This is a genomic window from Variovorax sp. PDC80, from assembly GCF_900115375.1.
In the GTDB taxonomy this organism is placed as follows: Bacteria; Pseudomonadota; Gammaproteobacteria; order Burkholderiales; family Burkholderiaceae_C; genus Variovorax.
Genome location: NZ_FOWG01000027.1, coordinates 1 through 21,510 on the forward strand (window position 1 = coordinate 1; position 21,510 = coordinate 21,510).

General features: G+C 71.4%; 16 protein-coding genes. 12 read left to right on the plus strand and 4 right to left on the minus strand.

Annotated elements, in window-relative coordinates; all coding sequences use genetic code 11:
• Positions 1-615: 615 nt before the first annotated feature.
• Positions 616-2,133 carry a hypothetical protein gene (locus BM109_RS40120; RefSeq protein WP_208513606.1) on the plus strand — a complete coding sequence of 506 codons (1,518 nt, stop codon included), beginning with the start codon at positions 616-618 and terminating at the stop codon, positions 2,131-2,133.
• A 47-nt stretch (positions 2,134-2,180) separates the two neighbouring features.
• Complete coding sequence (locus BM109_RS40125; RefSeq protein WP_057594440.1) at positions 2,181-2,378, plus strand: hypothetical protein; 198 nt, start codon at positions 2,181-2,183, stop codon at positions 2,376-2,378.
• A gap of 46 nt (positions 2,379-2,424) precedes the next feature.
• On the opposite strand, the gene BM109_RS40130 is transcribed toward BM109_RS40125, so the two are convergent.
• A complete protein-coding gene (locus tag BM109_RS40130; RefSeq protein WP_093355984.1) occupies positions 2,425-3,117 on the minus strand; it encodes a GntR family transcriptional regulator in 693 nt (230 codons plus the stop codon).
• Between the two features lie 324 nt (positions 3,118-3,441).
• Between BM109_RS40130 and BM109_RS40135 the strand changes: the two genes are divergently transcribed.
• From BM109_RS40135 to BM109_RS40145, 3 genes are read left to right on the plus strand one after another with little or no spacing between them, the layout of a single operon-like run.
• Positions 3,442-4,233 (plus strand): LamB/YcsF family protein, encoded by a 792-nt coding sequence (locus BM109_RS40135; protein WP_093355986.1) that lies wholly within the window; start codon positions 3,442-3,444, stop codon positions 4,231-4,233.
• Positions 4,233-5,837 (plus strand): 5-oxoprolinase subunit B/C family protein, encoded by a 1,605-nt coding sequence (locus BM109_RS40140; protein WP_093355989.1) that lies wholly within the window; start codon positions 4,233-4,235, stop codon positions 5,835-5,837. Before BM109_RS40135 ends, BM109_RS40140 begins: the two co-directional genes overlap by 1 nt.
• Positions 5,834-7,561 carry an acetyl/propionyl/methylcrotonyl-CoA carboxylase subunit alpha gene (locus BM109_RS40145; RefSeq protein WP_093355991.1) on the plus strand — a complete coding sequence of 576 codons (1,728 nt, stop codon included), beginning with the start codon at positions 5,834-5,836 and terminating at the stop codon, positions 7,559-7,561. Before BM109_RS40140 ends, BM109_RS40145 begins: the two co-directional genes overlap by 4 nt.
• Before the next feature lie 4 nt (positions 7,562-7,565).
• Here the strand turns inward: BM109_RS40145 and BM109_RS40150 are convergent, their stop codons facing one another.
• Positions 7,566-8,825 carry a branched-chain amino acid ABC transporter substrate-binding protein gene (locus tag BM109_RS40150; RefSeq protein WP_093355993.1) on the minus strand — a complete coding sequence of 420 codons (1,260 nt, stop codon included), beginning with the start codon at positions 8,823-8,825 and terminating at the stop codon, positions 7,566-7,568.
• A gap of 23 nt (positions 8,826-8,848) precedes the next feature.
• Positions 8,849-9,520, minus strand: coding sequence for a TetR/AcrR family transcriptional regulator (locus BM109_RS40155; protein ID WP_371269620.1), 672 nt, complete (start codon positions 9,518-9,520; stop codon positions 8,849-8,851).
• A 178-nt stretch (positions 9,521-9,698) separates the two neighbouring features.
• Here BM109_RS40155 and BM109_RS40160 point away from each other — a divergent pair, with 178 nt between their 5' ends.
• The 4 genes from BM109_RS40160 to BM109_RS40175 all read left to right on the plus strand — a co-directional run bounded on the left by BM109_RS40160 (position 9,699) and on the right by BM109_RS40175 (position 16,567).
• The gene (locus tag BM109_RS40160; RefSeq protein ID WP_256223117.1) at positions 9,699-11,345 is read left to right on the plus strand and encodes an AMP-binding protein; all 1,647 of its coding nucleotides are present in this window, start codon (positions 9,699-9,701) and stop codon (positions 11,343-11,345) included.
• 10 nt (positions 11,346-11,355) lie between these two features.
• Positions 11,356-14,652 (plus strand): carboxyl transferase domain-containing protein, encoded by a 3,297-nt coding sequence (locus tag BM109_RS40165; protein WP_093355999.1) that lies wholly within the window; start codon positions 11,356-11,358, stop codon positions 14,650-14,652.
• A gap of 71 nt (positions 14,653-14,723) precedes the next feature.
• The gene (locus BM109_RS40170) at positions 14,724-16,046 is read left to right on the plus strand and encodes a GDSL-type esterase/lipase family protein (protein WP_256223118.1); all 1,323 of its coding nucleotides are present in this window, start codon (positions 14,724-14,726) and stop codon (positions 16,044-16,046) included.
• Between the two features lie 143 nt (positions 16,047-16,189).
• Positions 16,190-16,567, plus strand: coding sequence for a YXWGXW repeat-containing protein (locus BM109_RS40175; RefSeq protein WP_093356007.1), 378 nt, complete (start codon positions 16,190-16,192; stop codon positions 16,565-16,567).
• 79 nt (positions 16,568-16,646) lie between these two features.
• Here BM109_RS40175 and purU read toward each other — a convergent pair whose 3' ends face one another.
• On the minus strand, positions 16,647-17,501 hold the full coding sequence (purU, locus tag BM109_RS40180; RefSeq protein WP_057594448.1) for a formyltetrahydrofolate deformylase: 855 nt from the start codon (positions 17,499-17,501) through the stop codon (positions 16,647-16,649).
• 132 nt (positions 17,502-17,633) lie between these two features.
• Here purU and BM109_RS40185 point away from each other — a divergent pair, with 132 nt between their 5' ends.
• The 3 genes from BM109_RS40185 (at position 17,634) to BM109_RS40195 (ending at position 21,420) form a co-directional block, all read left to right on the plus strand.
• A complete protein-coding gene (locus tag BM109_RS40185; RefSeq protein ID WP_093356010.1) occupies positions 17,634-18,968 on the plus strand; it encodes an omega-aminotransferase AptA in 1,335 nt (444 codons plus the stop codon).
• Positions 18,969-19,225: 257 nt separating this feature from the next.
• The gene (locus tag BM109_RS40190) at positions 19,226-19,813 is read left to right on the plus strand and encodes a hypothetical protein (RefSeq protein ID WP_256223119.1); all 588 of its coding nucleotides are present in this window, start codon (positions 19,226-19,228) and stop codon (positions 19,811-19,813) included.
• Between the two features lie 11 nt (positions 19,814-19,824).
• On the plus strand, positions 19,825-21,420 hold the full coding sequence (locus BM109_RS40195; protein ID WP_093356015.1) for a CsgG/HfaB family protein: 1,596 nt from the start codon (positions 19,825-19,827) through the stop codon (positions 21,418-21,420).
• Positions 21,421-21,510: the final 90 nt, after the last annotated feature.

The window sequence follows — 21,510 nt, forward strand, 5'->3', positions numbered from 1 at the left end:
GTACATCGCGCGCGTGACGCTGCCGATGTTCTTCCTGATGGTGGCCGCGGTGCTGCTCATCTACTTCGTGCCGCAGCTCGTGACCTGGCTGCCGCTGCAGATGACGCCCTGATCGGCTGACGCACGCCATGCACCGTTCCTCGCAACCGCGCACCGGCCACAGGCGACCGCGCGTCGCGCAACTGCACGCGGCGGAGCGCGCGCCGCCCGCGTTCCCCGCGTCCTGATTCCTCGCGCTCCGCGACGAGCACCCGCCCCCGGGGCGGCGTGCGGGACGCGCTCGTCCCGTGCCCCCCAAAAAAAACAAGTGCAACGCAAAAGGGAGTCTGTTTCACGTACCGCCGCGCGGTGCGGCCAGGCCGGAGGGATTGCCATCGAGAAAGCCATCGACGACCCATCGCAGAACGACCAGGGAATGAGAAGGCGCCGCAGTGCGCCATGCCCGGACAGTTTTCAGAAGGAAATCGAATCATGTTGACACGACACAGAATGAAGCTTTCGGCCGTTTCGGTCCTCGTTGCAGCCGTGGTTGCCGCATGCGGCGGTGGTGGAGGAGGGGACAGCGTCGTCTCCATCGTTCCGCCCGGCACGGGCAATCCGCCGCCCCCCAACACCATGGCCAAATGCAGCTGGGATGCCAGTGCCAAGCTGGCCTACGAAGAGCGCCGGCTCGCGACGCCGCTGCCCTACAGCACCGCCTCGGTGGTGGGCATCGACGAGCGGCCGCTGGCCGACCGCATCGTGAAGGACACGGGGTTCGACCAGTTCGCGCCGAACTTCTCGGCCAAGCTGTGCGGCAGCGATGGCCGCACCAGCGTCGCCGGCTACGACGCCGCGGTGACGCTCGTCAAGTCGGAGGGCGCGGCCCTGTGGCGCGCGGCCGTCGACCGGGTGCAGGGCCGTCGTGCCTCGCCCGCGGGCAGCCAGTTGCCCAACAGCGACGACCGGATGCTGTACTGGGCGCGCGTGCAGATGACCAAGGTGCTGCGCCAGTGGGCGCCCGAGTTCGCGCTCTCGGATGCGCAGAAGGCCTCGCTGCAGTGGGAGTTCGAGCGCGCCTCGCGCGGCCAGTACGACATCGAACTGCCCGAAGGCAATGCACCGAGTGGCGGCAAGTACCGCCGCATGATCGTGAGCGGCTTCGATACCTTCACGCTCGGCGCGCTGGGCACGCCCAACACCGGCCTGCGCAACGGCAACCCCTCGGGCGCCACGGCGCTCGAGATGGACGGCCGCGAGATCACGCTCGACGACGGCAGCGTGCTGCACGTGGAGAGCTACGTGCTGCCGGTGAGCTACGACCCGTTCCACGCGGGCATGCAGGAGGACACGCTGGGTCCGTGGTTCAAGGCCGGGCCGAAGCGCGTCGATGCCTCGATCACCATGAGCCAGGGCAGCGCCAACGTCTTCAACCTCGAGCAATGGAACGCCCGCTACCACGGTCCCTCGGCGGGCAACGACGGCATCATCTATTGCCCGGTCGGCAACAGGCTGCCGAAGTACGTGCTGCCGATCGGCACCATCACCGTGCCGAACACCGCGCCGATCTCGATGCCGGGCTCGGGCTGCGACACCAACCCGCAGTCCCGCTGGCTGGGCTACGACGCCATCAGCGCCTGGCTCAAGGAAGCACCGCCGCAGTTCACCACCTCGTCGCTGCCGATCGCCGCGATGGTGACCGGCAAGACGGGCGCCGGCGTTGCGCGTCCGCCGGGTGCCACGAGCGAGGGCACCGACGGCTTCGACGTGACCTGGCACACCAACTACGCGTACTTCGCGGACTGCGACAACGAGGCGGGTACCTCCGTGGCTTCGAACGGCGTGATGAACGCCATGCCCGACCCCTCGCTGGTGAAGGCGCCGCCAGCCACCGCCTGCGCGCAGTCCGGCGGCGGCGGCAATTACCTGTCGAACGAGAGCGCCTATCGCAACACGCTACTGCGCGATACCTTCAAGCTCGACATCCCGGCGGGCCACATCCACGTGCCGGTGATGACGAACTTCTTCACCGCCGCCACCGGCGGGGTGCCCGACGACAACGCCATGACCGACGCCCGTTTCGAGGCCTATCGCACGGCGATCGTCGCTCAGACGAAGAAGCTGCTGGTGGTGATCGGCAACAACCTCAAGTGACGGGGCACGGCATTCGCTTATCTTCACGAACACACGAAAGCATCACCATGAAACTCAAGCTCACCCTCGCCGCCGCCTCGCTGCTGCTGGCCGGCCTCGCCATGGCGCAGCCCAGCGAGTACTACCTCTGGAAGAACAACAGCACGGGCAAGACCGTCTGCGAGCCCGACATGCCCGCCGACAAGTGGACCAAGCAGTCGGGCCCCTACGAGGACCCGAACTGCAAGATCCGTCTGCCGGGCTGAGGCCGGCACCGCCGCGCCGCGCTTTGTGGCGCGGCGCGCGTCGGACCTAGACGCTCCAGCCCGAGTCGTTGATGTGCCGCGCGTATACCGCGAGCACGATGCGTTCGGAATGCACCAGGTAGTCGTTGAGCGCCGCGGCGGCGCGGGCGAATTCGCCGGCCTCCGCGAGCTCGAGGATGCTGGTGTTCATCTCGACGTAGGGCGCATGCAGGAACTCGGCGTCGCGCAGCAGGCCGAAGGCCAGCCGCAGTTCGGCCAGCACCGAACCGAAGAGCTGGTTGAGCCGCTCGCTGTCGGCGAGTTCGACCACGGCCATGTGGAAGGCCATGTTCGCCGTGCCCACGCCGAGCCAGTCGCCGCCGTCGCGGCAGGTCTTCGCGATCTCGACCGCCTCGCGCATCTTCTTCTTCGCGGGATGGCGCGGGTAGGCCTGCGCGAGCGCCTGGCACTCGATCAGGCGGCGCACGCGGTAGATGTCGATGATCGACGCGATGCTCGGGATGACCACGAACACGCCACGGTTCGGCGCGTGCTTCACGAGGCCGTCCTTGGCGAGCATGCGGAACACCTCGCGCAGCGTGTTGCGCGAGATGCCGAGGCTCTCGCTCAGCGACTGCTCGGACAGGCGTTCGCCGGGCATGAACTCGCCCTGCGTGATCTTCTGCCGCAAGGCTTCGGCCATGCGCTCGCTCAAGGCCTGGGCAGGGGGAGTCAGCGGTTCGGAAGCGGCGGAGGTCATGCGGATGGGGGATTTCAGGGGTGAGGGGTTGTAGCAGATTCCGTTCCTCGCGCCGCGGTGCTCGGTGCATGGAATCAGGGTTTGCCCCTGTGAGTCGGCATGCATATTGCTCAACCGATTGATTGAATTGTTCAACAATCAAATAAACTTCGTTCCAACAAAACGGCCAGATTCGAGTCGATCCCATGTTCTTCATGCGCCTTCCGAAGCCCTCCCTCCCGCGCCCGGCCCGGCGTGCCCTTCTGTCGGGCACCGCAGCGTGAGCGCCGCGCCGGGCCGCCCCAAGCAAGCTCGCACCGCGGTGCGAAGCACGAAGGTATTCCAATGACCGCGCTGGATCTCAACAGCGACCTGGGCGAGAGCTTCGGCGCCTGGCGCATGGGCGACGACGCGGCGATGCTCGGCATCGTGAGCAGCGCCAACGTGGCCTGCGGCTTCCATGCCGGCGACGCGGCCGGCATCCTCGAGACGCTGCGCCATGCCAAGGCCCATGGCGTGGCGGTCGGTGCCCATGTGTCCTATCCCGATCTCGCGGGCTTCGGCCGCCGCGCGATGGCGATGGGCAGCGCCGAGCTCGTGGCCGACGTGATCTACCAGATCGGCGCGCTGCAGGGCCTGGCCCGCGCCGCGGGCACGTCGGTGCGCTACGTCAAGCCGCACGGCGCGCTCTACAACGCGATCGCGCACGACGAGCGGCAGGCGCGCGACGTGATCGCCGCCATCCGCGCGATCGACGACCGGCTGTGGCTGGTCGGCCTCGCTGGTTCGCCGCTGCTCGGCTGGGCGCGCGCGAGCGGGCTGCGCACGGTCTCCGAGGCCTATGCGGACCGTGCCTATCGCGCCGACGGCACGCTGGTGCCGCGCAGCGAGCCGGGCGCGGTGCTGCACGACGCGCAGGCGGTGGCGCAGCGCATGCTGCGGCTGGCCACGCACGGCGAGGTCGAGGCCATCGACGGCAGCACGCTGCGCCTGCAGGCCGATTCGGTCTGCGTGCATGGCGACAGCCCCGGCGCGGTGGCGATGGCGCGCGAGGTGCGCGCCGCCTTCGAGCGCGCGGGCGTCGCGGTGCGGGCCTTCGCGCGCGAGGACGACGAGCCGGCGGGAGCGCCGCGATGATGCGTTTCCTGCCGGTCAACCTCGACGCGCTGCTGGTCGAGCTCGACGACCTCGCGCAGACGCTCGCGCTGCTGGCCTCGCTGCAGGCCGAGCCGATCGAGGGCATCGAGGAACTGGTGCCGGCCGCGCGCACGATCCTGGTCCGCTTCCGCCCCGGCGCGGCCACGCACGAGGCGCTCGTGCGGCGCATCGGCGAGCGCCGCCTCGACGGCACGGTCGAGCGCGCGGGCCGGCGCATCGAGATCCCGGTCGACTACGACGGCGAGGACCTCGACGAGGTCGCGCGGCACCTGGGCCTCGCGCGCGAGGAGGTGATCCGCCGCCACACCGGCCACGATTACACCGTGGCCTTCACCGGCTTCGCGCCGGGCTTCGCCTACCTGAGCGGCGGCCACCCGAGCCTCGACGTGCCGCGCCGCGCCACGCCGCGCACCCGCATCCCGGCCGGCGCGGTCGCGCTCGCGGGGCGCTTCAGCGGCGTCTACCCGCAGGCCAGCCCCGGCGGCTGGCAGATCATCGGCGTGACCGCCACGCCGATGTGGGACCTGGGCCGCGCGCAGCCGGCGCTGCTGCAGCCGGGCTACACGGTGCGCTTCGTCGATGTCTCGGGGCAGGCCATGCCAGCCATCGCGCCACCCGTTCCGGCCCCGGCGCCATCGGCCACGCACGAAGGGCCGGCGCTCGAGGTCCATGCCACCGGCCTGCAGGCGCTGTTCCAGGACCTGGGCCGCCACGGGCTCGCGGGCCAGGGCGTCTCGGCCTCGGGCGCGATGGACCGCGGCGCGCTGCGCGCGGCCAACCGCCTCGTGGGCAATGCCAGCGACGCGGCCTGCATCGAGATCGTCGGCGCGGGCTTCCGCTTCAGCTGCCGCGGCGATGCGGTGGTGGCCTTCGCGGGTGCCGACGTGCCGCTGCAACTGCGCAGCGCCGGCGGCGCGCGCTGGACGGTGCCCACGCACGAGGCCATCGCGCTGGCCGATGGCGACAGTCTCACGGTCGGCGAACCGCGCGCGGGCCTGCGCAGCTACCTCGCGGTGCGCGGCGGCTTCGAGCTCGCGCCCGTGCTCGGCAGCGCCGCCACCGACACGCTGGCGCACATCGGCCCGCGGCCGATCGCCGCCGGCGACCGGCTGGCGCTGCGGCCGGTGGCGCGCGGTGCCATCGTCGGCCTGCCCGATGCGGCGCCGCCCGCGCTGCCCGGCCTGCACGAGGACGTGGTGCTCGACGTGGTGCTGGGCCCGCGCACCGACTGGTTCACGCCCGAGGCGGTCGCGCTGCTCGCGAGCCAGCGCTGGACCGTCACGCCGCAGTCCAACCGCGTCGGCCTGCGGCTCGCGGGCGAGACACCGCTGGCGCGCCTCGACACCGCCGAGCTGCCCAGCGAGGGCACCGCGCTCGGCGCGATCCAGGTGCCGCCGAGCGGCCAGCCCGTGCTGTTCCTCGCCGACCATCCGCTGACCGGCGGCTACCCGGTGATCGGTGCCGTCGCCACCCATCACCTCGACCGCGCCGGCCAGATCCCGGTCGGCGCGCGCCTGCGTTTCAACCCGGTGCGCGCTTTCGATGCGCACTGCCTTCCCGCTCCTTCCTCTGACACGCCATGAAGAAAGTCCTGATCGCCAACCGCGGCGAGATCGCCGTGCGCATCGCGCGCGCCTGCGCCGACTACGGCGTGCGCTCGGTGGCCGTCTATGCCGACGCCGATTTCGATGCGCTGCACACGCGCGTGGCCGACGAGGCCCATGCGCTCGAGGGCACGCGCCCGGCCGACACCTACCTGGCCATCGACAAGCTGCTGGCCGCGGCCGAGCGCAGCGGCGCGGACGCGGTGCATCCGGGCTACGGCTTCCTCTCGGAGAGCGCGGCCTTCGCGCGCGCCGTGATCGAGGCCGGCCTGTGCTGGATCGGCCCGCCGCCTTCGGCCATCGAGGCATTGGGCGACAAGGTGCAGGCGCGCCGCATCGCGCTCGAGGTCGGCGCGCCGCTGGTGGCCGGCACGCCGGCGCCGGTGCGCGACGCGCAGGAGGTGCTGGCCTTCGCCGAGGCGCACGGCCTGCCGATCGCGATCAAGGCGGCCTTCGGCGGCGGCGGCCGCGGCCTCAAGGTCGCGTGGCGGCTCGACGAGGTGGCCGAGCTCTACGAATCGGCGGTGCGCGAGGCCGTCACCGCCTTCGGCCGCGGCGAGTGCTTCGTCGAGCAGTTCCTCGACCGGCCGCGCCATGTCGAGGCGCAGGTGATCGCCGACACGCACGGCCGCGTGGTGGTGCTCGGCACGCGCGACTGCTCGCTGCAGCGGCGCAACCAGAAGCTGGTGGAGGAGGCGCCCGCGCCCTTCCTCAGCGAGGCGCAGCGCGAGCGCATCCACCGCGCCGCGCACGACATCTGCGCGCGTGCCGGCTATGTCGGCGCCGGCACGGTCGAGTTCCTGCTCGGGCCCACGGGCGCGATCTCCTTCCTCGAGGTCAACACGCGGCTGCAGGTCGAGCATCCGGTGACCGAGGAAACCACCGGCATCGACCTCGTGGTCGAGCAGCTGCGCATCGCCGACGGGCTGCCGTTGTCGGTCAGCGAGACGCCCGCGCCGCGCGGCCATGCCTTCGAGTTCCGCATCAACGCCGAGGACCCGGGCCGCGGCTTCCTGCCCACGCCCGGACCGGTGCGCCTGTTCGAGCCACCGTCGGGCCCCGGCGTGCGCGTCGACACCGGCGTGGTCTCGGGATCGAGCGTGCCGGGCAGCTTCGATTCGCTGATGGCCAAGCTGGTCGTCACCGGTGCCACGCGCGCCCAGGCAATGGCGCGCGCGCGCCGCGCGCTGCGCGAGTTCCGCATCGAGGGCGTGGCCTCGGTGCTGCCGTTCCACCGCGCCGTAGTCGAGGCGCCCGACTTCGTGGCCGAGGACGGCTTCAAGGTCCACACGCGCTGGATCGAGACCGACTTCGCGCAGCCGCTGGCCGCGGCCGTGCGCGCCGAGCCCGTGCGCGATGCTGCGCTGCTGCGCACGGCGGTGGAGATCGATGGCCGCCGCGTGACGCTGGGCCTGCCGCCGGCGCTGCTGCGCGGCATCGGCGATGCGCCCACCGCGCCGTCGTCGTCGTCGCAACCCGAGGAGGCCGCCGACCCCGCCGCCGTGGCCGCGCCCATCACGGGCACGCTTCAGGCGTGGACCGTGGACGAGGGTGCGCTGGTCGCGCAGGGCGACCCGATCGCGGTGATGGAAGCGATGAAGATGGAGGTGCAGGTCGTGGCCCACCGCGCGGGCCGGCTCGCGCGGCTGGCCGCGGGCGCGGCGCCGGTGGTGGCGGGCACGCCCATCGCGCGCATCGGCTGAACGTTCAGGGCCGGACCATCTTGCAGTCGGTGCCCTGCGCGAGCTCGTTGCCGCTGTAGACCGCGTCGGTGCGGAAGCCGTAGTTCGTGCCTTCCCAGCCCAGCTTCACGGCCTTGCCGTCGACCGGCGCGATGGTGTTGACCACCTGCGGCAGCAGCAGCTGGTGGTCCTCGCCGCGCATGCGCACGGGGCCGACCACCGAGTCGTAGCTCAGGTCCTCGAGCGCGCGCGCCACCTTCACGGTGTCGGTGCTCGCGGCCTTCTCGATCGCGGCCGCGAGCAGGCGCGGCGTCATGTCGATGCGCGGCGCGAGGAAGTCCTTGCCGGTCTTGGCCTTGTAGGCCTTGGCCAGCGCATCGACCTTCGGCGTGCCGGCCTGGCCCGGATGCCATTCGGCGACCCAGGTCAGCTGGCCCAGCTTCGCCTGCGACACCGCCGTGACCGTGCCCGGCACCGAGCCCGCGCTGTGGTTGAAGTAGCGCAGGTCGTAGCCGGCATCACCCGCGGCCTTGAGCAGCAGCGTCATGTCCTGGCCCCAGTTGCCGGTGATGACCGAGTCGGCGCCGCTCTGCTTGATGTTGGCGATGTAGGGCGAGAAGTCCTTGACCCGGCCGATCGGATGCAGCGCCTCGCCGACGAACTGGATGTCGGGCCGCGCCAGGCCCACGAGCTGGCGTCCGTAGCTGGCCCACTGCTTGCCGTGCGCATAGTCCTGGTTCAGCAGGTAGACCTTCTTCACCTCGGGCGTCTTCTTGATGTAGTTGGCCAGCGCCTTCATCTTCATCGCGGTATTGGCCTCGGTCTGGAAGTGCCAGAAGCTGCAGGCCTTGCCGGTCATCTCGGGATCGATCGACGAGTGGTTGAGCACCAGCAGCTCCTTGCCCGGGTTGCGCTGGTTCCAGCGCGCCACCGCCTGCACCAGCGCCGTCACCACCGAGGAGCCCGAGCCGCCGGTCACGATGGCCTTGGCGCCCTGGTCGATCGCGGCCTGCAGCGCGCTCTGGCTCTCCTGCGCCGAGAGCTTGCTGTCGAACTGCAGCAGCTGCAGCTTGGTGCCGCCGAGCACGCCGCCCCTGGCGTTGATCTCCTCGATCGCGTACTGCGTGTGCATCAGCATCAGCTCGCCGACGTTGGCGAAGGGGCCCGAGAGCGGGTCGATGTAGGCGAGCTTGTAGGTCTGCTGAGCCTGCGCGGTGCCGGCGGCACCGGTGGCGATCAGGCAGGCGAGCGCGATCCGCGCCAGGGGCGCCGGGTGGAACTTCATGGTGTGTCTCCTGGGATGGGTGGTCAGTGGCCGGTGCGCAGCCCGATCACGCGGCTCGCGAGCTTCGTGAGCTCGGCCACCACTTCGTCTGGCGCGAGCCGTCCGCCCGGGCGGTACCAGCTGTAGAGGAAGCCCGGCAGGCTGCAGGCCGCGAGCGCGGTGATCTTGGTCTCGTCGAAATCGAGGTCGCCGTCGCGCCGCGCCTGTTCGAGCAGCGGGCACAGCAGGTCGTAGAAGTGGTGCGCGAGCTTCTTCTGCGCGGCCAGGTACTCGGGCCGGTAGACCTGCGGTTCGCGGTAGGGGAAGAAGGCGGCCGGATGATGCGCGACGGTGGCGCGGATCAGCCGCTCGATGCCCTCGAGCACCTTCTCGCTCGCGCGGCGCGGATCGTCGGCCGCGAAGTCGAGCGCGGTGAAGCAGTCGACCGCGGGGCGCCACGAGATGGTCTCGAAGATCTCCTGCTTGTCGCGGAAGTAGTAGTAGACGAAGGGCTTCGTGACACCGAGCGCGCGCACGATCTGCGCCATGGTGGTGTTGGCGTAGCCCTGCGCCGCGAACAGCTGCGTGGCGGCCTGCAGGATGCGCTCGCGCTGCAGGTCGGTGCCCTGCGTGGCGGCGCGCTGGCGGCCGGTGCCCTGCGGCAGGTCGGGGCGCGCCGTGAGGGCAGCGGCCTCCGTCGCATGCGCCTCGTGCATGCCCTGCATGCCTGGCACGCGTGAGGGATCGTCCTGCTCCGCGCGCGCCTTGCGCCCAGAGGGTTTGTGCCGTGTCGCGGAAGTTATACCCATGGGTAGGATTGTTCGTGCACCATCCGGCGATGGCAAGCGCCCGCCAGGCGCGAGCGGCTATCGATAACCCTGAGAAAGTGACGCCATGGAGACAACCGACGAACCCTTGCTGCGCGCGCTCCCGCCGCGCGCGCAACAGCCGCTGCACGAGTACCTGCGCGCCCATGCGCGCGAGCGCGGCGAGCATCCGGCCTGCCACTGGTACGGCCATGCGATGAGCTGGCGCGAGCTCGACCGCGCGAGCGATGCCTTCGCCGCGCGGCTGCAGGCCCTGGGCGTGGTCAAGGGCGAGCCGGTGGTGCTGTTCCTCAACAACTGCCCGCAGTACCTGGTGGCGCACTTCGGCATCCAGAAGATCGGCGCCATCGTCTGCCCCAGCGGCCCGCTCAACAAGGAGCACGAGCTCGCCTACCAGGTCAACGACCTGAAGGCGCGCGTGATCGTGGCGGCCGCGCCGCTGCTGCCGGTGGTCGAGAAGGTGAAGCCCGAGAGCGCGCTCGAACACGTGTTCGTCGTGCACTACGCCGACCTCTTGCCCAAGACGCCCGAGACGCCCGCGCTCGACCTGCCGGCCGAACTCGCCGCGGAGCGCAACGCCGCACGCACGGTGCCCGCGGGCTGCGAGGACTTCCTCGCCGTCATGAGCGCCGATGCGCGGCCGCGGCCGGTGGCCATCGACATGGACGACGTCGCGCTGATGACCTACACCTCGGGCACCACCGGCCTGCCCAAGGGCGCGATGCTCAGCTACGGCAATGCGCTGTTCAAGACCCGCGCCGCGGCCGACTGCAACGGCGTCGGGCCCGACGACGTGCTGCTGTCGATCGCGCCGCTGTATCACATCGCCGGCATGCTGATGGGCGTCAACGTGCCGGTGCTCACGGGCGCGGCCTCGGTGCTGCTGCACCGCTTCGATCCGCGCGCGGCGCTGCAGGCGATCGCGCGCCACAAGGTGAGCTGGTGGTACAGCATCGCGCCGATGAACGTGGCCTGCATGCAGCTGCCCGACATCGCGGGCTTCGACCTCGCGAGCCTGCGCATGAACCCGGTCACCAGCTTCGGCATCGCCTTCACCGAGCCACTGGCCGCGCAGTGGCGTTCGCATGCGCCGAACTGCACCTCCTTCGAGGCCGCCTACGGCCTGAGCGAAACCCACACCTGCGACACCTACACGCCGCGCCATGCGCCGCGCTGGGGCACGCAGGGCGTGGCGGTGCCGGGCGTGACGATCCGCATCGTCGACACGGACACGCAGGCCGACATGCCCACCGGCGAGGTCGGCGAGATCGTGCTGACCAGCCAGGGCTCCTTCAAGGGCTACTGGAACAAGCCCGAGGCCACGGCCGCCACGCTGCGCGACGGCTGGGTGCACACGGGCGACATGGGCAAGCTCGATGCCGACGGCTACCTCACCTTCATCGGCCGCTTCAAGGAGATGATCAAGGTCTCGGGCTACAGCGTGTTCCCCGAGGAGGTCGAGACCATCCTCATCAAGCATCCGGCGGTGGCGCAGGCCGCGGTGATCGCGCAGCCCGATCCCGAGAAGGGCGAGGTGGTCAAGGCCTTCGTGGTGCGCAAGCCCGGCGCCGAGATCGCGGCCGAGGCGCTGATCGCCTGGTCGCGCGAGAACATGGCGAGCTACAAGGCGCCGCGCTCCGTGAGCTTCATCGATGCATTGCCCACCACCGGCGCCGGCAAGGTGCTGCGCCGGCTGCTCAAAGACAAGAACTGAAAGACCCCGCGTGTTTTCCAAAGTCCTGATTGCCAACCGCGGCGAGATCGCCGTGCGCCTGGTGCGCGCCCTGCGCGACCTCGGCATCGCCAGCGTGGCCGTGCATGCGCGCGACGACGCCTCGGCCCTCCACGTGCAGCTGGCCGACGTGGCGCTCGCGCTCGACGCGACCGGGCCCGCGGCCTACCTCGACATCGGCGCGCTGATCGCGGCCGCGAAGGCGCAGGGCTGCGACGCGGTGCATCCGGGCTACGGCTTCCTCAGCGAGCGCGCCGACTTCGCGCAGGCCTGCGCCGATGCGGGCCTGGTCTTCATCGGGCCCACGCCCGAGCAGCTCGCGCTGTTCGGCGACAAGGCGCGCGCGCGCGAACTGGCCACGCGCTGCGAGGTGCCCGTGATGCCCGGCAGCGCGGGCGCGGTGACGCTCGCGCAGGCGCAGGCCTTCTTCGCCGAGCAGCAGGCGCAGGGCGCGGGCGTGATGGTCAAGGCCATCGGCGGCGGCGGCGGGCGCGGCATGCGCGCGGTGCACGAGGCGGGCGAACTGGCCGAGGCGCATGCGCGCTGCATGTCGGAAGCGCGCGCGGCCTTCGGCATCGAGGGCGTGTACGTCGAGCGGCTGATGCGCGATGCGCGCCACATCGAGGTGCAGGTGCTCGGCGACGGCCAGGCCGTGGCCAGCCTCGGCGAGCGCGAGTGCACCCTGCAGCGGCGCTTCCAGAAGCTGGTGGAGATCGCGCCCAGTCCCTCGCTGCCCGAGGCGCTGCGCGTGCAGCTCACGCAGGCCGCGCTGCGCATGGCCCGCGCCGTGGGCTACCGCGGGCTCGGCACCTTCGAGTTCCTGGTCGACGCGGCCTCGGCCACGCTGCCCTTTGTCTTCATCGAGGCCAATCCGCGGCTGCAGGTCGAGCACACGGTGACCGAGGCCGTGACCGGGCTCGACCTGGTGCAGCTGCAGATCGCGGTGGCGGCCGGCGAATCGCTGGCCGCGCTCGGCATCGAGGCCGACCGCACCGCGGCGCAGCGCGGCTTCGCGCTGCAGTGGCGCATCAATGCCGAGACCCTCGATGCGCAGGGCCAGGCGCGGCCCTCGGGCGGCACGCTCGCGCGCTTCGAGCTGCCCGCCGGGCCCGGCGTGCGCGTCGACACGCATGGCTATGCGGGCCTGGCGCCCTCGCCGCACTACGACACGCTGCTGGCCAAGCTGATCGTGCATGCGCCCTCGGCGCGCTTCGCCGACGCGCTGCGCCGCTCGCTGCGTGCGCTCGACGAGTGCCGCATCGAGGGCATCGCCACCAACTTGCCGCTGCTGCGCGCGATCGCCGCGCGGCCCGAGTTCGCGACCCAGGCGGTGCACACGCGCTTCGTCGAGGCGCACCTGGGCGATCTGCTGGCGGCCGCGGCGTCGTTCGAGAAGCGCGCGAAGGAGACAACGCCAGTCGTCGCGCAAGCCGCGGCCTCCACGATCGATGAAGCCGACGATGGCCTCACGGTCAAGGCCCCGATGCCCGCGAAGCTGGTGCAGTTCGAGGTCGCGGTCGGCGACGTGCTGCCCGCGGGCGCGCAGCTCGGCGTGCTCGAGGCCATGAAGATGGAGCACCTGCTGCATGCGCCGACCGCGGGCCGCGTGGTGGCGCTGCTGGCCGCGCCCGGCGACTACCTGGTCGAGGGCCAGTCGCTGCTGCGGCTGGAGGCGGTCGACGCGCAGGCCGTGGACACCGAGGCGCGCGCCGCGCACGACCTCGACGCGATCCGGCCCGACCTGAAGAAGGTCATCGACCGCCATGCGTTCACGCTCGACGAGAACCGCCGGGCGGCCGTCGACAAGCGCCATGCGCAGGGCGGGCGCACCGCGCGCGAGAACATCGCCGACCTCTGCGACAGCGCGGACGACCCCGGCAACTTCATCGAGTACGGCGCGCTCGCCATCGCGGCCCAGACGCGCCGCCGCTCGCTCGAGGACCTGGTCGCCAACACCCCGGCCGACGGCATGGTGACCGGCATCGGCAGCATCAACGCGAGGCAGTTCGGCCCCGAGAAGTCGCGCTGCGCCGTGCTGGCCTACGACTACACGGTGCTGGCCGGCACGCAGGGCATGCGCAACCACCACAAGACCGACCGGCTGCTCGCAGTGGCGCACCAGCTGCGGCTGCCGGTGGTGCTGTTCGCCGAGGGCGGCGGGGGGCGGCCCGGCGACACGGACATGCCGATCGTCGCGGGCCTCAACAACCACACCTTCAGCCAGTTCGCCGCGCTCTCGGGCAAGGTGCCGGTGGTCGGCATCGTGCATGGCCGCTGCTTCGCGGGCAACGCGGCCTTGCTGGGCTGCGCCGACGTGATCATCGCCACGCGCGGCAGCAACATCGGCATGAGCGGCCCCGCGATGATCGAGGGCGGCGGCCTCGGCACCTTCGCGCCCGAGCAGATCGGGCCGAGCAGCGTGCAGTCGCGCAACGGCGTGATCGACATCCTGGTGGAGGACGAGGCCGCGGCGGTGGCGGCCGCGAAGCAGTACCTGTCGTACTTCCAGGGGCCGGTCGCCGACTGGCAGTGCGCCGACCCGCGCGCCTTGCGCCACGTGGTGCCCGAGAACCGGCTGCGCGTGTACGACGTGCGCGCCGCGATGCGCGGCGTGGCCGACACCGGCTCGCTGCTCGAGCTGCGCGCGGGCTTCGGCGCGGGCATCGTGACCGCGCTCGCGCGCATCGAGGGCAAGCCCGTCGGGTTGATGGCCAACAACCCGCACCACCTGGGCGGCGCGATCGACGTGGAGGCGGCCGACAAGTCGGCGCGCTTCATGCAGCTGTGCAATGCGCATGGCCTGCCGATCGTCTCGCTGTGCGACACGCCGGGCTTCATGGTCGGTCCCGAGATCGAGGCGCAGGCGCAGGTGCGCCATGTCTGCCGCATGTTCATGGTGGCTTCGCACCTGCGCGTGCCCTTCTTCGCAGTGGTGCTGCGCAAGGGCTACGGCCTGGGCGCGCAGGCGATGACGGCCGGCGGCTTCGACGCGCCGGTGTTCACCGTGGCCTGGCCCACGGGCGAGTTCGGCGCGATGGGGCTCGAGGGCGCGGTGCGGCTGGGCTTCCGCAAGGAGCTCGCGGCGGCGGCCGAAGGGGCCGAGCGCGATGCGCTGTTCAAGCAGCTGGTGGCGCAGCAGTACGAGAACGGCGAGGCGATCCACATGGCGCAGACGCTGGAGATCGACGCCGTGATCGATCCCGCGCAGACGCGCGACTGGCTGGTGCGCGGGCTGGCCTCGGCCACGCGTCCCCACGAGGCGCCGGCGCCCTACGTAGACACCTGGTAACCAGGCGGCAGACCCTGCCGCGCGAAGTGACACGGTGGCTCCGTACACTTTGGCGCTTTTGCGCGAGGGGCATGACGCTGGTTTCATATCGATTCGCCGGGATCGGCGCCAGGCTGGCGACGGGCATGCTGTGCCTGGCGCTGTTCGCCGCCGTCGCGCACGCCGCGACCCCCTCGGGTGCGCCCGCTGCCCCGATCGCCGGTGAGCACTGGGTCGGCAGCTGGGCCGCCGCGCCGCTGGATTTCCGCCAGCTCTCGCCGCTGGGCACGCCGCCGCCGGTGGCGCCCGAGGACCGCGCCTTCCCCGGCCTCACGCTGCGCCAGCAGCTGCAGCCCAGCGTGGGCGGGTCGCGTCTGCGCGTGCGCTTCTCCAACCGCTTCGGCACCGCGCCACTGGCCGTGAGCGCCGCGAGCGTGGCACGCGGCACGGGTGGCGGCGCGATCTCGCCGGCCTCGCTGCAACTCTTGCGCTTCGACGGCCGCCCGGGCATCACGATCGCGCCGGGCGCCGATGCCTGGAGCGACGGCATCGACTTCGCGGTCGAGGCCGGCCAGACGCTGGTGGTCAGCAGCTACTTCGAGCGTTCCACGCCGCTGTCGACGGTGCACCTGCAGCCGAGCAACGCGACCTGGATGTCGAACGGCAACGCGGTGTCGGCGCCGCGCCTGCCCGATGCGCAGCGGGTGCCGGTCAATGCCTTCGTGACGGGCGTGGACGTCTGGGCCGCGCGCGCGATCCGCACGGTGGTGGCCTTCGGCGATTCGATCACCGCGGGCGGGCTCGACGGCGACGGCGGCGGCAATTCGTACCCGCAGCAACTGGCCACGCTGCTGCGCAAGAGCCCGGGCCCGGGCGCCGCGCGCGAGGTGGCGGTGCTCAACGTCGGCATCGGCGGCAACCGGCTGCTCTACGGCGGCGCGGGGCAGAGCGGCCTCGCGCGCTTCGGCGCCGACGTGCTGGGCCAGAGCGGCGTCACGCACGTGATCGTGCTGATGGGCACCAACGACATCGGCCGCACCGCCTTCATCGGCGCGCCCGGGCAGGTGGTGCCGGCGAGCGAGATTCCGACGCCCGAACAGTTGCAGGCCGGGCTGCAGCAGCTGGTGCGGCAGGCGCGCGAGAAGGGCCTGAAGGTGCTGCTGGGCACGATCCCGCCGTTCGGCGGCTCGTCGTACTGGAACGAGCACACCGAGGCGCTGCGCGGCGCGGTCAACCGCTGGATCCGCGGCCGGCAGGACGTGGACGCGGTGGTCGATTTCGACGCCGCGGTGCGCAACCCGGCGCAGCCGCTGGCACTGCTGCCGGCCTACGACAGCGGCGACCACCTGCATCCCAATGCCGCGGGCCTCGCGGCAATGGCCGGCGCGGTCGATTTGCAGGAATTGCGGGAATAGGCCTACGCGCGTCGGCCGCCGCCTGCAGGCGGCGCGCCGGGCGCCGCGTCACAGCTCTACACAAGATTTCGCGTGGCGCTTACAGGCGGTTCACAAGGCACCGGCAGCATGAAGGCTCCTCCAACAACTCATGGAGCCTTGCCATGAAAAGACTCGCAGCCCTCGCTTTTTCCGTCGCCGCCACCTCGCTGTTCTCGGTGGGCGCGCTCACGCTGCCGACGGCCGCCCAGGCGCAGCCGGTGGTCATGATCCAGGTGCCGCCTCCGCCGCCGCGCTACGAGCGGGTGCCGCCGCCGCGCCGCGGCTATGTCTGGGCACCGGGCCACTACGAGTGGCGCGGCGGCCGCCATGTCTGGACCAACGGCGTCTGGGTGCGGGCCCGCCCGGGCTATGCCTACCGCGCGCCCGAATGGCGCCAGGAAGGCGGCCGCTGGGCCTACAGCGCCGGCCGCTGGGACCGCGACGGCGACGGCGTGCCCAACCGCTACGACCGCCGCCCGAACAACCCGAACCGCAACTGACGCGGCCGGCATGAAAAAGCCCCCGGGGCGACCTGCAAAGGCCGCCCCGGGGGCTTTGTTCTTTCCGGGCGACGCTCGATCAGCGGAACACGACGGTGCGGTGCCCGTTGAGCAGCACGCGGTGCTCGCTGTGCCACTTCACCGCGCGCGCCAGCACCTGGCTCTCGGTGTCGCGGCCGCGGGCCGTGAGGTCCTCGACGGTGTCGGTGTGGTCGGCGCGCGCCACGTCCTGCTCGATGATCGGGCCCTCGTCGAGGTCGGCCGTCACGTAGTGGGCGGTGGCGCCGATCAGCTTCACGCCGCGGTCGTGCGCCTGGTAGTAGGGCTTGGCGCCCTTGAAGCTGGGCAGGAACGAGTGGTGGATGTTGATCGCGCGGCCGGCCAGGCTCTGGCACAGGCCGTTGCTGAGGATCTGCATGTAGCGCGCCAGCACCACGAGCTCGGCGCCCTCGGCCTCGATGATCTCGAGCTGCTTCGCCTCGGCCTGCGCCTTGGTCGCGGCCGTCACCGGGATGTGGTGGAAGGGCACGTTGTAGCTCGCGGCCAGCTGGTAGAAGTCGCGGTGGTTCGAGACGATCGCGCGCACGTCGATGGCCAGCAGGCCGCTCTTCCAGCGGAACAGCAGGTCGTTGAGGCAGTGGCCTTCCTTGCTGACCAGGATCACCGTCTTCATCGGCTGGGCGGCGGCCTGCAATTGCAAGGTCATGCCGAAGCCCTGGGCGAAGGCGGCGAGCTGCTCGCGCAGCGCGGCCTCGCCGTGCTCGGCGCAGGCGAAGCGCACGCGCATGAAGAACAGGCCCGTGTCGTGGTCGTTGTACTGGGCGGCCTCTTCGATGTTGCCGCCGCGCTCCAGCAGGAAGCCCGAGACGGCATGCACGATGCCCGTACGGTCGGGGCAGGAGAGGGTGAGGATGTAGGCAGGGGTGGTGGTCATGGTCAGGGGCGTGATTGTCGCAGGGGTGCCAGAATGCCGTTCTCCCCGTCCGCCACGTCCCTTTTCCCGGGGGCGCCGGCCGTTCGGCGGCGGGACCTTCCACATTCCGACGAGACACACAGGAGCACGCGCATGGCCTACCAGGACTTCAACATGGACAACCAGTGGTTGCCCTTCACCCCGAACCGCCATTTCAAGAAGGACCCGCGGGTCTTCGTGGCGGCCGACGGGATGGAGTTCACCACCCACGACGGCCGCAAGGTGATCGACGGCATCTCGTCGCTGTGGTGCGTGGGCGCGGGCCACAATCGCAAGCCGATCAACGAGGCGATCAAGCAGCAGCTCGACACGCTCGACTACGCCACCGCCTTCCAGATCAGCAACGACAAGGCCTTCCGCGCGGCCGAGATGATCGCCGCGCTGGCCCCCGGCGACCTCAACAAGGTGCTGTTCTGCAACTCCGGCAGCGAGGCCGCCGACACCTCGATGAAGGTGGCGCTGGCCTACCACCGCGCGCGCGGCGAGGGCCACCGCAACGTCTTCATCGGCCGCGAGCGCGGCTACCACGGCGTGGGCTTCGGCGGCATGTCGGTGGGCGGCATCCCGGGCAACCGCAAGGTGTTCGGCTCGGCCTTCCTGCCGCGCGTGGACCACATGCGCTTCATCCACGACCCGGTCAACAACGCCTACATCCACAACCAGGAACCGGTGTGGGCCGAGGACCCGCTGGTCGAGCTCGAGACCCGCATCCTGCCGCTGCACGACCCGAGCAACGTGGCCGCGATCATCGTCGAGCCGGTGGCCGGCTCGGCCGGCTGGTACCTGCCGCCGCAGGGCTACCTCAAGCGCCTGCGCGAGATCTGCGACAAGCACGGCATCCTGCTGATCTTCGACGAGGTCATCACGGGCTTCGGCCGCATGGGGACCAACTTCGCGTCGGACTACTTCGGCGTGGTGCCCGACATGCTGAACTTCGCCAAGTGCGTGACCAACGGCGTGATCCCGCTGGGCGGCGTGATCTGCCGCGACAAGCTCTACGACGCGATGATGAAGACCGACGCGCCCGAGCACGTGGTCGAGTTCTTCCACGGCTACACCTACTCGGGCCACCCGGTGGCCTGCGCCGCGGCGATCGCCACGCTCGAGCTGTTCGAGAAGGAAAGCCTGTTCCCGCGCGCCGGCGAGATGGGCAAGCTGCTGGGCGACGCCTTCCACGGCACCTTCAAGGGCCTGCCCAACGTGATCGGCATCCGCAGCCTCGGCCTGGCCGCGGCGGTCGAGCTGGCGCCGATCGCGGGCGCGCCCGGCAAGCGCGCCTACGACATCTTCCTCGACTGCTTCCACAAGGGCGCGCTGGTGCGCCCCGCGGGCGACGTGCTGGTGATCGCGCCGCCGTACATCGTCGAGAAGTCGCACATCGACACGCTGGTGAACACGCTGGCGGACGCGATCAAGGCGCACGCCTGATCGCAGGCCCCACCGCGGCCCGCAACGGGCCGCGGACGCGCCCCCGCCACGGGGGCGCGAGCCCCGGTCGGACCGCTGTGCGGCGCACAGGATCGGGGCGGCCGCACTGTCCGGCCATCCAGTAATCACCGCTGGTTTGTACTCATAGGTACTACTGGTTTCCGGAATAGCCAGCCCACCTGCCCGATCCATAGCATCCTCTTTACAAAGAAGTAGCACTTTTCGTTTAAGTGCTCTTCCTCCTGAAAGGAGCTGCCATGCCTCGTGCATCCCGTGCCGCCGTATCCCGGTGCTCCGATCGTCGTCGTGGTGCGCCCTGGGCCGCCACGGTGCACGTGGCCCTGGTGGTGGCGCTGCTCCTGGTGGCGGCGCCGCGCGCGCAGGCCAACAACGTCGGCGAGAACGCCGCCTGGCAGTTCCAGACCAGCACCGACAAGGTCAACCAGGCCGCGGTGCAGGACATGATCCGCAAGCAGAAGAGCGGCTACTACGCGGCGCCGGTCTACAACACCACGGTCGGGCGCCAGTACAACTGCAACGTCTCGGCGACCTCGACCGGCAACGACGGCAACAACAGCACGGTCGCCAACTCGCCCGCGAATGCCGGTGCGCGCTCGGGCGCCACGGGCAACGACAGCAACAGCGCGGTCGGCACGCTCGGCGCCGCGGTGGTGGGCACCAACCAGGCCAACGCGGGCACGGTGGGCTCGGCGGTCGTGGGCGGCACCAGCACGCAGGTGCAGGGCGCGGCCTGGCAGGCGCTGAACTCGGCCCAGGGCAACACCGGCGCGCAGACGGCGGGGGTGAACGGCAGCGCCGCCTGTGCCTTCGGCGTGCTCAACTGAACGGGGGCACCATGCACCGCATCTCGCCCCACGCCCGCCGGGCGGTCTTTCTCGCGGCGCCGCTGGCCGGCGCGCTGGTGCTGGCCGGCTGCACCTCGGCGCCGCAGCAGCGCTTCGCGCCCAACGAGGCGCCGGTGGTGCTCGGGCCCTCGGTGCGCGACAACGTCACGCCGATGGAACCGGTGCTGGCCTGCTTCGCCGACCACATCGCGGCCACGCGCCGGCCCGAGGTGGTGATCGGCGTGGGCGACGTGAAGGACTACACCGGCAAGTACAGCATCAACGAGGGCAACGCGATCACGCAGGGCGGCGCGCTGATGGTCTATTCGGCGCTCGGCAAGCTCGGCGGCGCGGTGCGCATCGCCGAGCGCTTCGACCCGGTGATCGCCGAGCGCGAGCTGGCCTACGCCGACCGGCGCCAGCTCGGCGACGGCCGCACGCACCAGCTCGGCGGCGGGCCGGGCGGCGGCGCGCAGGTGGTGCCGTGGCTGCCGTACTTCGGCGGCACGATCAACAAGTCCGACTACTTCATCGTCGGCGGCATCACTGAGCTCAACTACAACATCAACTCGGGCGGCGCCGAGGTGGCGGTGAACCAGGTCGGCGTGAAGGCGCGCACCTTCACCCAGTCGGTGGGCGTGGACCTGCGCATCGTCGACACGCGCTCGCTGATGGTGGTGCGCACGGTGAGCCTCACCAAGCAGTTCAACGGCTACGAGGTCGGGCTCAACGTGTTCCGCTTCTTCGGCAGCCGGCTCTACGACGTCGACATCGGCGCCAAGGGCCAGGAGCCGGTGCAGATGGGCGTGCGCGCCGCGCTCGAGGAGGGCGTGGTGCGGCTGATGGCCGCGGTCACGCAGGTCGACCACCGGCCCTGCATGACCCTGCGCCCCGGCGGCGGCGAGCAGATCCCGCTGGTGCCGGCCGAGCAGCTGCGCAAGGTGCAGAACCCGGCCGATGCCGGCGCGGCCGGCGGTGCGGCGGCGCCGGTGGTGCAGGCGAGCCCGGGCGTGGCCGTCAACGCCGCGGGCACGGGCGGCGCGCGGCTGACCGGCGCGGCGCTGCAGGTGGCCTTCGACTTCGGCGCCACCACGCTCGGCGGCAGCGCGCTGGCGCAGATCGACCAGGTCGCGGGCGCCGCGAAGAAGGGCGCCACCGACATCGTGCTGGTGGCGCGCGACACCGAGAACTGGGATGCGCGCAAGCGCGACGAGCTGATCGACCAGCGCATCGCCGCCGTGACCTCGGCGCTGGCCAACCGCGGCATTCCGCCGGGCGCGATCACGGTGCTGTGGCGGCCCGACGCGGCCGACACCTCGATCCACCGCGACGGCCCCGGGCTGCAGGAGATCGCCAAGCTGCGCATCGGCGCGCCGGTGGTGGGCAACGGGCCGGCGCCCGCCGCGCCGCAGGGCGCCGCCACGGTCGCGCCCACGCCCAGCGCCTCCGTCGCACCCGCGCCGGCACCGGCGGGCGACAGCGCGGTCGCCCCGGCCGGCGCCGCCGACACCGCCGCCGTGCCCGAGGCGGCCGAGACCGTCAGCGCGAGCGGCCCCGCGGCCGCCGCCAGCCCCGATCCCGCCGCCGCCCCCGGCCGCGGCAGCTGACACCCCCGTTCCCGCGAACCGTGCGCGCCTGCGAGGGCGGCCCGGTTCCCCTGCGTTCGTCCGTCCCTTTCGTCCACAACGTCTTCACAC